The organism is Pseudomonas sp. AC532 (assembly GCF_979258965.1).
In genome coordinates, this window is sequence record NZ_OZ409888.1 from 1,410,483 (window position 1) to 1,423,279 (window position 12,797).

The 12,797-nt window shown below is 64.6% G+C and carries 11 protein-coding genes and 1 pseudogene; 10 read left to right on the forward strand and 2 right to left on the reverse strand.

Translation table 11 applies throughout. The annotated features are described in order from the left end of the window. Positions 1-99: 99 nt before the first annotated feature. Together ACZ0AV_RS06775 and ACZ0AV_RS06780 are read right to left on the reverse strand one after the other, a co-directional pair. Entirely contained in the window at positions 100-1,404 is a 1,305-nt protein-coding gene (locus ACZ0AV_RS06775) for a HAMP domain-containing sensor histidine kinase (protein WP_499153312.1), read from the reverse strand. Positions 1,405-1,453: 49 nt separating this feature from the next. After that, positions 1,454-2,161, reverse strand: coding sequence for a response regulator transcription factor (locus ACZ0AV_RS06780; protein ID WP_499150329.1), 708 nt, complete (start codon positions 2,159-2,161; stop codon positions 1,454-1,456). Positions 2,162-2,297: 136 nt separating this feature from the next. On the opposite strand from ACZ0AV_RS06780, the gene ACZ0AV_RS06785 reads away from it, so the two are divergent. From ACZ0AV_RS06785 to ACZ0AV_RS06830, 10 genes and pseudogenes are all read left to right on the forward strand, one after another. After that, the gene (locus ACZ0AV_RS06785; RefSeq protein ID WP_499150330.1) at positions 2,298-5,063 is read left to right on the forward strand and encodes an ATP-binding protein; all 2,766 of its coding nucleotides are present in this window, start codon (positions 2,298-2,300) and stop codon (positions 5,061-5,063) included. A gap of 286 nt (positions 5,064-5,349) precedes the next feature. Next, positions 5,350-6,015 carry a response regulator transcription factor gene (locus tag ACZ0AV_RS06790; RefSeq protein ID WP_499150331.1) on the forward strand — a complete coding sequence of 222 codons (666 nt, stop codon included), beginning with the start codon at positions 5,350-5,352 and terminating at the stop codon, positions 6,013-6,015. Then, the gene (locus ACZ0AV_RS06795; protein WP_499150332.1) at positions 6,002-7,435 is read left to right on the forward strand and encodes a sensor histidine kinase; all 1,434 of its coding nucleotides are present in this window, start codon (positions 6,002-6,004) and stop codon (positions 7,433-7,435) included. Before ACZ0AV_RS06790 ends, ACZ0AV_RS06795 begins: the two co-directional genes overlap by 14 nt. Before the next feature lie 126 nt (positions 7,436-7,561). After that, positions 7,562-7,762 (forward strand): Flp family type IVb pilin, encoded by a 201-nt coding sequence (locus tag ACZ0AV_RS06800; RefSeq protein ID WP_042551910.1) that lies wholly within the window; start codon positions 7,562-7,564, stop codon positions 7,760-7,762. 19 nt (positions 7,763-7,781) lie between these two features. Beyond that, positions 7,782-8,345, forward strand: coding sequence for an A24 family peptidase (locus ACZ0AV_RS06805; protein ID WP_499150333.1), 564 nt, complete (start codon positions 7,782-7,784; stop codon positions 8,343-8,345). A 15-nt stretch (positions 8,346-8,360) separates the two neighbouring features. Next, a pseudogene (gene cpaB / locus ACZ0AV_RS06810) lies at positions 8,361-8,996 on the forward strand (Flp pilus assembly protein CpaB); the annotation flags it as partial. 59 nt (positions 8,997-9,055) lie between these two features. Next, entirely contained in the window at positions 9,056-9,280 is a 225-nt protein-coding gene (locus ACZ0AV_RS06815) for a hypothetical protein (protein WP_499153442.1), read from the forward strand. Between the two features lie 23 nt (positions 9,281-9,303). Next, positions 9,304-10,869, forward strand: a complete 1,566-nt coding sequence (locus tag ACZ0AV_RS06820; RefSeq protein ID WP_499150334.1) for a type II and III secretion system protein family protein — start codon at positions 9,304-9,306, stop codon at positions 10,867-10,869. Between the two features lie 11 nt (positions 10,870-10,880). Beyond that, entirely contained in the window at positions 10,881-11,534 is a 654-nt protein-coding gene (locus ACZ0AV_RS06825; protein WP_499150335.1) for a CpaD family pilus assembly lipoprotein, read from the forward strand. Positions 11,535-11,566: 32 nt separating this feature from the next. Further along, positions 11,567-12,793, forward strand: a complete 1,227-nt coding sequence (locus ACZ0AV_RS06830; protein WP_499150336.1) for a CpaE/TadZ family protein — start codon at positions 11,567-11,569, stop codon at positions 12,791-12,793. Positions 12,794-12,797: the final 4 nt, after the last annotated feature.

The window sequence follows — 12,797 nt, forward strand, 5'->3', positions numbered from 1 at the left end:
CGATACCGGTTCTCTTGGATGAGCGTGCTAGAGCCATCCCGCCGCGATAACGACGCAAATGATATTTAATATCATATGAGAGTAAACGTCATTTACACTCTATACACTTTGCTTTTGCAGCTCTGCAGCGGGCAGCAGGAGGTGCATGTGCAGGCCACTGCCGGGCGGGCTTTGGGCCCAGAGCCGGCCGCCCTGCAAGGCGATGGCGCTACGCGCGATGCTCAGGCCGAGGCCGAAGCCGCCGTCACCCGGCCGGGCGCTGTCGAGGCGCGCGAAGGGCTCGAAGATGGTTTCCAGGTAACGGGGATCGATGCCCGGCCCGTCGTCGATCAGGCACAGGTGCCAATCCTCCCCGCGCCGCTCACCCTGCAGGCGGACCCGGCCATCGGGGGGCGAATGACGGATGGCGTTGCGCAGCAGGTTTTCCATTGCCTGGGCCAGGCTGGTCAGATTCGCCGCGACCAGGCACCCCTCATCCACCTCGAACGGCAATCGTTCGCTCGACCACCCGGTTTCGAAACAGGCGTCTTCGACCAGCATGTCCCAGAGCTGCACCAGGCGGATTGGCTCACAGGTGAAGTGCGGGCGCTCGGAGTCCAGCCAGGCCAGCTGCAGCGAGTGCTCGACCAGCCGCTGCATGATGGCGATTTCCCGCTCCAGGCGCTGGCGCAGCGCCTGTGGGTCGCGCTCACCGTCCGCAGCCACCTGCAGGCGGCTCAGCGGCGTACGCAGTTCGTGGGACAGGTCGCGCAGCAGGCGCCGCTGGTAGGCGACGGTACCCTGCAGGCGCTCGGCCATATGATCGAAAGCACGCCCCAGTTCCCCCAACTCGTCCTTGCGTGCGGCCACCGGCGCACCGACCCGCGCGCTCAGGTCGCCAGCACTGAGGCTATTGGCCTGGCGGCGCAAAATCACCAGTGGTGCGATGAACAGGCGGTACAGCAAGGTACCGAGCAGGATGGCCAGCAATGCCGGCAAGACCTTCTGCAGGAGAAACTCCCACACGGGCTGGTAGTGACGTGGATCGAGGCGTGGCGGCAGCTCCATCACCAGGCGGATGCGCTCGTCACTGAAGGGGATGTAGAACGCTGGCCGCCCCCCGGGCCGGCCGACCTTCTGATCCAGGCTGCGCACGAAATTCAGGCGCAGCGCTTCGTCGGCGCTCAGCGGCTGTGACGACAGCGAACGATGATCATCGACCACCATGGCCCAGACCTGTTCGCGCTCGCGCAACGCCGCCAGATAGGCATCCAGGCCCGCGGCCCCCTCTTCCTTCCACGCGGTTTCGGCCTCCCTGGCGAACCCGTTGAGGGCGCGCCGGCTGGATTCCGACAGGGTGGACATGGCCGCGTAGACCCGCTTGTCCAGGTCGAGATGCAGGCTGACGATCAGCAGGCAGAACATTGCCAGCCCGACGATCAGCTTCCAGAACAGCGAATGGCGGCCAGGCACCTCAGGATTCCCTGGCCGTCAGCACGTAGCCCTTGCCCCAGACCGACTCCAGCCGCGTACCGGTGTAGGCGATGGCCTTGAGCTTGCGGCGTACGTTGCTGACGTGCATGTCCAGGCTGCGATCATGCTGGGCGTAGCCGCGGTGCAGCACGTGCTGATACAGGAAAGCCTTGCTCAGCACCTCTTCGGTGTGCCGCGAGAAGGTTTCCAGCAAGCGGTATTCGGTAGGCGTCAACGTCGCCCAGCGGCCTTCGTGGCACACGTCGCAGCGGTCTTCGGCGAACACCAGCGTGCCCTGCTGCAAGGGCGGCTGTTCACGACGCTCGTAGGCCACCCGGCGCAGAATGGCCTCGATGCGCACACTCAGCTCGCCAAGGCTGAACGGCTTGGGCAGGTAGTCGTCGGCACCCTTGCTGAACCCGGCGATGCGATCCTGCTCGGCGCCCAGCGCCGACATCAGGATGACCGGCACATGGCGCCGTTCGCGCAGGCGCTGCAGCACGTCCAGGCCGTTGCTGCCGGGCAACAGGATATCCATCAGAATCAGGTCGAAAGCCTGTTCCTGGGCCAGGCGCAGGCCCTCGCTGCCATCGAGGCTCACCGTCACGTCGAAACCGCAGCCGTGCAGGTGGGCCTGCAGGTGCGAGGCAAGCGCCGGATCGTCTTCGACCGCGAGAATACGGGTGGCACGGGTGGTTGGCGGCAACATGACAGGCAGGCCCTGAAGACAAATGTGAATGATTCTACCTTTTAGTAGCGGGCCAGGTAAGCGGCCACGAATACCAGTCGAGCGCTCTCACGGCGGAGTCGCTACACTGCCTGGCATCGTGGAAAGAGGGCGTCGCGTGTTCAAGGATATTGGCATCAAGGGCCGGGTACTGATGCTTACCCTGCTGCCCACCAGCCTGCTGGCAGTAGTACTGGGCGGCTATTTCATCTGGATGCAGCTGTCCGGTCTGCAGGGGCAGTTGCTCCAGCGCGGGCACATGATCGCCGAGCAACTGGCGCCCCTGGCGGCGCCCGCCCTGCTGCACCGCGATAACTCGCTGCTGCAGCGTATCGCCACCGAAGCGCTGGAGCAGCCCGACGTGCGCGCGGTGAGCTTCCTGACCACGCAAAGTGATCGCCTCGCCCATGCCGGGCCCAGCATGCTCAACGACCGGCCCGAGATCGACAGCGACACCGTGGGTGTCGCCCAGCACAGCAGCCAGGATGCCACCCGCTTTCTATTACCGGTCATGGCCCAGCACCTGACCCTCAGCGGCGAAGAACAGCCCGCCTCCGCGGCAGACCCGATCGGCTGGGTCGAACTGGAGTTGTCGCACCAAAACACCCTGCTCAGCGGCTACCGCAGCCTGCTGACGAGCCTGCTGCTGGTGGTCACCGGGTTGATCATCACCGGCTTGCTGGCCCTGCGCATGAGCCGCAGCATCAACGACCCGCTGTTGCGCATCAAGAACGGCGTCGCGCTGCTCAAGGACGGCCACCTGGAAACGCGCCTGCCACCGCTCGGCAGCCATGAGCTGGACGAACTAGCCTCGGGCATCAACCGCATGGCCGAGTCTCTGCAGAACGCCCAGGTAGAGCTGCAGCACAGCATCGACCAGGTTACCGAAGACCTGCGCCAGAATCTGGAGACCATCGAGATCCAGAACATTGAGCTGGACTTCGCCCGCAAGGAAGCCCTGGAAGCGAGCCGCATCAAGTCCGAGTTCCTGGCCAACATGAGCCATGAGATCCGCACGCCGCTCAACGGCATCCTCGGCTTCACCAATCTGCTGCAGAAGAGCGAGCTGAGCCCGCGCCAGCAGGACTACCTGAGCACCATCGAAAAATCCGCCGACAGCCTGCTGGGGATCATCAACGAGGTGCTCGACTTCTCCAAGATCGAGGCCGGCAAGCTGATACTGGAAAACATCCCGTTCAACCTGCGCGACGTGCTGCAGGACACCCTGACCATCCTGGCCCCTTCCGCCCATGAGAAGCAGCTGGAGCTGCTCTCGCTGATCTACCGTGACACGCCGGTTTCGCTGTCCGGCGACCCGCTGCGCCTCAAGCAGGTGCTGACCAACCTGGTCAGCAATGCCATCAAGTTCACCCGCCAGGGCAGCATCGTCATCCGCGCCATGCTCGAAGAGGAAACCCCCGATCGCGCCCAGCTGCGCATCAGCGTGCGCGACACCGGCATCGGCCTGGCCGACGAAGACCTGCGTGCGCTGTTCCAGGCCTTCAGCCAGGCGGACAATTCCATGTCGCGTCAGGCGGGGGGCACCGGTCTCGGCCTGGTGATTTCCAAACGCCTGATCGAGCAGATGGGCGGGGAAATCGGCGTGGAAAGCGCCCCCGGCGAAGGTTCTGAGTTCTGGATCAGCCTCAACCTGCCCAAGGCCCGCGGCGACGCCGACGACCAACCCCGCGCCCTGGCCGGACGCCGCGTCGCGATCCTGGAAGCCCATGAACTGGCGCGCCAGGCGCTGCAGCACCAACTGGAAGACTGTGGCTTGCAGGTCGGCGTATTCGAGGACCTCAACAGCCTGTGCGCAGCCGTCGCGGCGGCCAGCCAATCGCCCCAGCCGTTCCACTGCGCGGTGCTGGGTGTGACGCACAATTATCTGGCCCCGGAGCAGCTCGGCAAGCGCGTATGGGACCTCGACCACCTGGGCTGCAAGAGCGTGGTGCTATGCCCTACCACCGAACAATCGCAGTACCAGGACTGCGTGCCAGACTGGCATGTCCAGCTGCAGGCCAAGCCGGCCTGCACCCGCAAGCTGCAGCGCTCGTTGAGTGAGCTGATCATTCCCAAGCACATCCGCCAGCAGGCTCCACACAACACCACGCGTTCGCCAGCCATCCTGTGTGTCGACGACAACGCCGCCAACCTGCTGCTGGTGCAGACCCTGCTCGATGGCATGGGCGCGCGGGTGACCGTTGCCAGCAGTGGTTTCGACGCTCTGGCAATCACGCGCGAACGGGATTTCGACCTGGTATTCATGGACGTACAGATGCCGGGCATGGATGGCCGCCAGGCCACCGAGGCCATTCGCCAGTGGGAACATGACAGCGGCCGCACGCCCATGCCCATCGTGGCCCTGACCGCCCATGCCCTGGCCAATGAGAAGCGCACGCTGCTGCAAAGCGGCATGGACGACTACCTGACCAAGCCGATCAGCGAGCGGCAACTGGCCCAGGTGGTGCTGAAGTGGACCGGCATGGCCCTGCAGGGCAGTGCCCAGGAACCGGCCCCCGACCTGGCCGCCGCTCCAGCCACGGCGGTTCTGGATACCGTGGAAGGCCTGCGCCTCGCCGCGGGCAAGGCCGACCTGGCAGCCGAGATGCTGAACATGCTGCTCGCCGGATTGCCCGGCGACCTGCAAGCCATCCGCCAGGCCCGCGCCGAGGGCGACCGCAACGCCCTGATCGAACGCATCCACCGCCTGCACGGTGCCACCCGCTACTGTGGCGTGCCGCAATTGCGCGCCGCCTGCCAGCACAGCGAAACCCAGCTCAAGCAGGACCAGCCGATCCGCAGCAGCGGGCTGGATGAACTGGAGCAGGCGATACAGCGCCTTGAGCAACTGGCCGATGCCGAGTACCTGCCACCGCAACCCTGACGGCGAACGCCTGCGCAGCCCGGAGCGGCCGTGCAGGCCTGCAACGATTGATCGACGTCCCGGTCAGCCCCCGACAACTGCGGCTTGCGACCAGCCGCCGCGCATCCCACGCCCAGCGTTTCGCTTTTCACTGCAGCGCAGTGACAAAACGCTATTCATTTAATTCCGAGTTAATACATAATGAGAATCATTAACACTAAAATTAAGAATTCTTAACTCCATCCCTCGCGCCCTCCTTTGCTAAAAGGTCCCCGTGAGCAATGGGGGTGGGAACGAGGAACCGGTCATGCGTGTGCTCGTAGTCGAAGACGATGTGGCCGTCGGTCACTGGATAAGCAGTAAGCTGCACGCGTCCGGCCACAACTGCAAAATGGTCGACAACGGCGAGGGCGCGCTGCAGATCATCCAGACCGAAGCCTTCGATGTGGTGGTGCTCGACCGCATCATGCCGAAGATGGATGGCATCGAGGTGCTGAGCCAACTGCATGGCCGCCCCCATCCGCCAGTGCTGATTCTTTCCGCCAATGACCAGACCGCCGACCGCATCGAGGGGCTGCGCGCCGGCGCTGACGACTACCTGGGCAAACCCTTCGATTTCACCGAATTGCTGCTGCGCCTGGAATTGCTGATTCGCCGACGCCCGCAACGCCTTGCCGCAGAAAGCCTGCTTATCGAAGACCTGAGCATCGACCTGGGCCACCGCCAAGTCACGCGCGCCGGGCAACGCATCGACCTCACCGACAAGGAGTTCAAGCTACTGCTGGTGCTGGCCGAGAACCGCGGCCAGACAGTGACGCGCAGCATGTTGCTGGAAAAAGTCTGGGGCTATCACTTCGACCCGCAGACCAACCTGATCGACGTGCACCTGTCGAAATTGCGCAACAAGATCGACAAGGATTTCAGCCCGGCGCTGCTGCGCACCATCAGGGCGATCGGCTATGTCCTTGGCTGACAATCGCCTGCACCAGTTGCTCGCCACCAGCAGCTTTCACCAGGCCACGACGGTGGCCTTCATCTGCCTGCTGGTCGCGCTGGCCTCGATCATCTTCAGCAACCACCTGCTGGAAATCATCATGCGCAACCACGTGCGCGACATGATCCTGCTGGACATTCGCACCCAGCAGATGCAGGGCCGACTGACCAATGCGCCGCAGGTTGCCGAGCTACTGCTCTACCGCCAGCCGATGGAAATTCGCAAGGACCGTCACTCCATCGTGCTCGACAGCCACGGCGCCCTGCTCTACGGCGACGGCGACCTGTTCCCCGGCGGCTGCCCGGCGCCCTGCGATAGCAACTGGCGCCATGTCGAACGGCTCGACGCCAGCGGCAATCCCAGTGAAATGTTCGGCCTGATCGTGCCATTGCAGGACGGTGGCCAATATTTCAGCGGTTACGACCTGCGGCCAATGCTCGAGCGTACTCGCATCATTCCGCTGATGGCCGGCGCCGGCCTGCTGATCATCCTGCTCTCGATACTGATCCTCAGCCTGCCATTCAGCCTGCGCAACCTGTATCGCATCAACCGCATACGCGATGCCCTGGTGCTCTATGCCAGCGGCGACCACAGCGTGAGGGTGCCCTGCGAACAGCGGGGTGACGAGTTCGACCAACTGAGTGCGGAGATCAACCACGCCCTGCTGCGCATCGACCGGCTGATGGATGACGTGCAGAACATCACCAGCCATATCGCCCACGAACTGCGCACGCCCCTGACCCGCTTGCAGAATCGTCTGCTGAATGTCGCCGAGACCCTCGACGGCGAGCCGCGTGAAGAACTGCTGCGCGCCGTGCAGGACAGCGAGCGCATCCACAACCTGTTTCGCGCAGTCATGCGCGTGGCGGAGGTGGAGACCGGCCGCTGCGCCCACCAGTTCAGCGCCCTCGACGCCTGCCAGCTGCTGCAAGACGTTCGCGACTATTACCTGCCACTGGCGGAGGAGCGCGGCTGCGAGCTGAAGATCAGGCACAACGACCTGCAGCTCTACGGCGACCAGGCGCTGCTCTTCCAGGCCATGGCCAACCTGATCGACAACGCCCTCAAGTACGCGCCTGCCGGACAACCCATCGTGCTCGCTGCCTACGGCCAGGGCGGGTGGGCTCACCTGAGCGTTGCCGACAGCGGCCCTGGCATTGCGCCCGAACTCAACGGCAAGGCAATCGAGCGCTTTCAGCGCCTGCACCTCAACAGCGCGATTCCCGGTAATGGCCTTGGCCTGACGCTGACCAAGGCGATCGCCGAACTGCATGGTGGTGAGCTGATCCTAGACGACAACCGACCCGGCCTGCGCGCCACCTTACGCCTCAAGGCGGCGGCCAGGCCGGTACCCGATCACCCTGCGCCGGACACCTCGAAACACACCTCGGCGGCCTGAACACAGGCGCTGCGCCAACCTTCCTTAAGCATTCTTAATGAAGCGCCGCTTGATGCTCAATTGATAATGAATCCTAATATCACTCTCTGTTCATCACCCTGCAAACCCATCCAAGGAGTTGTGCCCATGGCCAACCAACTGAAGAAATTTCTGGCCGATGAAAGCGGCGTGACTGCCATCGAGTACGGCATTCTCGCGGCTGCCATGGCCGCTGCCATCGGTGTGATCTTCGGTTCCGATGGCGTGTTCGTCACCGCGCTCAAGGAACGCTTCTCGTCGATCGCCGACCAGATCACCAATACCAACAACCCTGGCAGCAGCAAGTAAGCATCGAGGCTGGAGCATCATGGATACCGATACCTTCAGCCTCCTGGTCCTGCTTCCGGCCCTGCTCTTCGTCTGCTGTTCGGACCTGCTCTACCGTCGTATACACAACCTGATGGTTCTCCTGCTCCTGGCGTTGTGGTTGATCCTGCCGCTCTGTGCGCCGTTCGGTTTTGGCCCCTGGGCCGACCTGAGTACTGGCGAGCTGGTGGAACGCATTGCCCGCACGCTGCTTGGCGCCAGCCTGGTGCTACTGGTGGGCTACGGCCTGTTCTGCCTCGGCCGCGTAGGAGCAGGCGATGTAAAGCTGATGGCCGTCATCTGCCTGTGGATGGGTCAGGGCAACCAGATGACCTTTCTGATCGTCACCGCACTGGCGGGGGGCTTTCTGGCATTGGCCCTGCCCTTGCTGTCAGTGCTGGAAAACACCTTGGCACAAGCCTGGCAACGTCTTGCCATTACCCGGCCGTCGTTGCGCATACAGACACCCACGGTATTGACCGACCAGCGACCGGCCGGCATTCCCTATGGCCTGGCCATCGCGGCGGGTGCCTTTTACACGCTGTTAGGCCCCCTTCACTACTGAGTGCACGGTTCAACCATGAAAACCCCTTCAGTCCTTCTTCTGGCCGGCACCCTGCTGGTTGCCGGCAGCGCCGCCCTGCTGGCTCGCGTCCTGCTGACCCCGCCGCCACCCCCGCCGCAGGTGGTGGAAAGCAAGCCTGTGGAGCAGCCCAAACCAAGTCATCCGGCCATCCTGGTCGCCAGCCGCGACCTGCAGCCCGGCGATTTCATCGACCCGTCGGCACTGCGCTGGCAGGCCAGCGATAGCGCCCATGACGACCAGTTGTATTTCATCGAGGGGGCCGAAGGGAGTCGGCAACTGACCGGCGCCAGCGTGCGCCAGCCGATCGCGGCCGGCGCGCCGCTGACAAGCAACCTGGTGGTCAAGGCCAATGAACCGGGCTTCATCGCCACCGTGATCAAGCCCGGCATGCGTGCCATCGCGGTGCCCACCAGCAACAGCGCAAGCCTCTACAGCATGCTCAGCCTGGGCGACCGTGTGGATGTGCTGGTCAACCTGCAACGCGACCAGGAACAGGCGCAGAGCAGCGGCCAGCAAACCCCGCGTCTGGCCGCGCAAACCCTGCTGCAGGACGTGCGCGTGCTGTCGATCAACAACCGCGTGCGCAGCCCCCTGCAGCCAATGGAGGTGCCAGACGCCAAAGCGCAGAACAGGAAGGCAGAGGGCTACCCCACTTCCTATGCGGAAATCGTCACCCTGGAAGTCCCCCCGTGTATGCCGAACGGCTGGCCCTCGCCAGCCAGATCGGCACCTTGCAGATGGTGTTGCGCAGCAGCCTGGAAGCCAGCGACGGGCTGGCCAAACCCGGCACTGACCGGGTCACCACCCTGGCCCAGACCACCAGCGTGTACAAGGCGTCGGCGGAAACCTCCACACCGAACGTGCAGACCTTCCGTGGCGACGCTGCCACCGCCGTGCAATTCGGCTCCCAGTGAGCCGGCCAACCGAGAGACCGAGAATGAAGTTCGCGTATACCCCTCTTGCGCTGTCCCTGACCTGCCTGCTTGCCGCTGGCGGTCTCGCCTCCGGGTTCGCACATGCGCAAACGCAGGAAGCGCTCGATCTGCCGGTTGCAGAGCCTGCCGATTACAACCCGGACCTGGACCTGGCTTTTGCCCGCGAGTACTACGCGCAAAACGGCGTGGCAACGCCAGGCGAGGCAGCTGTTGCCTCGGCGCCTGCGCCTGAACCAGCGCCACGTCCGCTACGCAGGCACCTGGTACAGGTCGACGAAACCGAAACCGTGCAGTTGATGCTCAACCAGGGCCGCCTGCTGCAACTGCCGCGCGCCGCCGCAACGGTCATGGTCGCCAACCCGGAGATTGCCAGCTACCAGGTACCCACGCCGGGCAGCGTCTTCGTGTTCGCCAAGGCCCCCGGCACCACCACGTTGTACGCGCTGGACGGCAACGATGAAGTGATATCAGCGATCCGCCTGGTCGCCAGCCAGGACATGGCGGCGCTCGGCCGCCTGAGCGACCAGATCGCCCGCGAAGTTCCCGGTGCCCGGGTCGAGTTCCTGCCGTCCGGCAGCAGCCTGATCGTGCGCGGCAGCGTGCGCACCCCACAACAGGCCAAGCAGGTGATGGATAGCGTGGAGGCCAACCTCGGCGCAGCATCCAGCAGCGCCGGCGGCAATGCTCGTGCCCCGCAAGGCGGCGGCCAGCAGGGGCAGACGCCCGCCCCACGGGTAATCAACCAACTCAAGGTCGAGTTGTCTGCCCAGGTCAACATCAGCGTGCGCATCGTCGAAGTTTCTCGCAGCCTGACCACGTCACTGGGGCTGAACTGGGACATAGCGCTGAAAGACGGCAATTACTTCCTGCGCAGCGGTACCTCGCTGTTCGACGCGACCACCGGCGCCTTCAGTGGCGGCGCCGCCACCAATGCGGTGGCCGGCGGCTTCCACCGCTACGGTTCCACGACCGTGTCCGGCCTGCTCACCGCCCTTTCCGAAGACGGCCTGGCTACGGTACTGGCCGAGCCGAACCTGACTGCGATGTCCGGCGAGACCGCCGGTTTCGCCGCTGGTGGCGAGGTACCGATCGTGACCTTCGTCAACAACAGCGTGAACATCGATTACAAACAGTACGGCGTGATCATGCGCATGACGCCAACCCTGCTGTCGCCCAAACGCATCAGCCTGCACGTGGCACCCGAGGTCAGCGATCTGTCCAGCGACGGCGCGGTGGAACTGGAAGGCTTCACAATCCCGGCCTTCAAGGTGCGCCGCGCCGATACCACGGTAGAACTGGCCAGCGGCCAGAGTTTCGCCCTCGCCGGCATGCTGCGCAGCAACCTCGCCCAACAGATCAATGGCGTTCCCGGCCTGAAGAGCATTCCAGGCCTTGGCCGTCTGTTCGAGACCGAGACCAACACCCAGGAAGACACCGAACTGGTGATCATCGCCACCGCCTACGTGGTCGAGCCCACGGCGCCCGGTGAGCTGCAAACCCCTGGCCGCGGTATTCGTGCGCTGGATGCCCAGCTCCCTGCCCAGGCCACCGCCGGCTACCTGTTTTGAGGAGCGCCATCATGTCCATTCGATCCGTACTGCCGCTGCTGGCAGTTTCACTGCTGGTCACCGGCTGTGACCGCCACATCAACCAGATGCGCGAACAGCGCCTGGCGCCCTACGAAACGGCGCCACGGCCCAGCGTCGCGCCCTCTGCGCTGGTCACGTCCCTGCAGGCCAGCGGCAACGGCAGCTTCACGGCTGAATCACTGGACAACCTGAACACCTTGCTCCGCGCCCAGGGCCGCCTGTCACAGCAGACCCTGACCCTGCAGCCCTTTACCCCAAGCGGCGAGCGGCTGGCCGAACGGCTGGGCAGGGTGTTGCGTGAACAAGGTGCGCCTGCCACGCAGGTGATCGTCATGCCCGCGCGCCTGGAGTCAGCCAACGGCGGCAACTGGGATCTGCAGGTGGTCTCCGAAGCCCTGGTCGTGACGGTACCGGACTGCAGCATCGCCAACCAGCAAGCCTGGACGGTCAAACCCCATGAGGCTGTCGGCCCGCTGGGCTGCGCCACCCGCGCCAACCTTGCCCGCATGGTCTCAGACCCGCGTGACCTGATGCGCCCTCAGGCGCTGGATGCCGGCGACGGCATGGCTGCCGTGAATGCGGTCGGCCGTTATCACGACGACGAGATCCGTGAACTGCTCGACATCGACTTCCAGGAAAACTGAGCCCCCGCGCCCGGCGCAAAGAGAATCGCGACATGAACGACACCTCGATCCAACGCCACGCCACGGCGAATCTCATGCTGTTCGCCGTCGACAATGAACAGGCTGGTCATTACGGCGAACGCCTCATTCGCCTGGGCTTCGGCGCCGACCAGGCACGCACGGGGGGCCTTGCAGCCGCCATCGCCTGGAGCCGCAGCAACCCGTCCCCGGAGTTGCTCGTCGTCGACCTCGATGATGATCCGCTGCCCCTGCAATCACTCGCCGAGCTCGCCGACGTCTGCGATCCGGCCTGCCATATCGTCGCCCTGGGCAGCAAGCAGGACGTCGATCTGTACCGCAGCCTGCTGCACAGCGGCGTGTTCGATTACCTGGTCAAGCCGGTGCCGCTGGATCTGCTCGCCGCCACCCTGAACCGTGCCCGCACCCTCGGTCACAGTGACCCTCACGGCGTGCGCAGTGGCCGTACCATCGCCGTCACGGGTGCCTCCGGCGGCTGCGGCACCAGCACGGTGGCCGCCGGCATCGGTCAGTTGCTGTCGCAACAGCGCCACACAGCCACAGCGGTCGTCGACTTCGACCGCAGCAACGGCGACCAGAACCTACTGCTCGGCTACGAAGGCGAAGCCGGCCTGGCCGGTGCGCTGTCCAGCAGCGAGATCGATACCCGCCTGCTGCAACGGGCCATGGGGCAAATCAATGAACGACTGCACCTGCTCGCACAGACCCCGGTGCTACGTGGCGATGCCCCGCTCGACCGCGAACACCTGCTGAACCTCGGCGGCAACCTCTGCCGCCTGTTCAACCAGGTGATCTGGGACCTGCCGGCCAGCCGGCCACCAGGCAGCCTGGAGGTTTTGGCCCACGCCCAGACGCGCATCCTCATCACCGACCTGACCGTACAGGACGCCCGCAACCTGCATCGGCTGTTGCGTGAAATCGGCGACGAAAGCGACGGCCAGCAATTGCTGGTAGTCGTCAACGCCGCGCGTGGCCGTGCCCAAGGCGTTGTCGAGCGGGCGCAGTTCGAGGACTTCATTGAGCGCCCCATCGACCTGTTGCTGCCCCACGCCAGTGACGCACTGGCCGGGAGCCTGCTCAGCGGGCCACTGCGGCTGGACGACGCGGCCGGTTTCAAGGACGCGCTGCTGGATTTGGCCGACCTCGCCACCGGGCATTCGCCGAAACGTATCGCCAGCACGTCAAGCAGCCTGCTGGCACGCCTGCGCCAGGTCTTGAACCGCCAGCGTTCCGCGGCCTGAGAGG

Coding starts and splice junctions, on each gene's coding strand:
- ACZ0AV_RS06775 (WP_499153312.1), bottom strand. CDS start 1,404: ATGTTCTGCCTGCTGATCGTCAGCCTGCATCTCGACCTGGACAAGCGG.
- ACZ0AV_RS06780 (WP_499150329.1), bottom strand. CDS start 2,161: ATGTTGCCGCCAACCACCCGTGCCACCCGTATTCTCGCGGTCGAAGAC.
- ACZ0AV_RS06790 (WP_499150331.1), top strand. CDS start 5,350: ATGCGTGTGCTCGTAGTCGAAGACGATGTGGCCGTCGGTCACTGGATA.
- ACZ0AV_RS06795 (WP_499150332.1), top strand. CDS start 6,002: ATGTCCTTGGCTGACAATCGCCTGCACCAGTTGCTCGCCACCAGCAGC.
- ACZ0AV_RS06800 (WP_042551910.1), top strand. CDS start 7,562: ATGGCCAACCAACTGAAGAAATTTCTGGCCGATGAAAGCGGCGTGACT.
- ACZ0AV_RS06805 (WP_499150333.1), top strand. CDS start 7,782: ATGGATACCGATACCTTCAGCCTCCTGGTCCTGCTTCCGGCCCTGCTC.
- ACZ0AV_RS06820 (WP_499150334.1), top strand. CDS start 9,304: ATGAAGTTCGCGTATACCCCTCTTGCGCTGTCCCTGACCTGCCTGCTT.
- ACZ0AV_RS06825 (WP_499150335.1), top strand. CDS start 10,881: ATGTCCATTCGATCCGTACTGCCGCTGCTGGCAGTTTCACTGCTGGTC.
- ACZ0AV_RS06830 (WP_499150336.1), top strand. CDS start 11,567: ATGAACGACACCTCGATCCAACGCCACGCCACGGCGAATCTCATGCTG.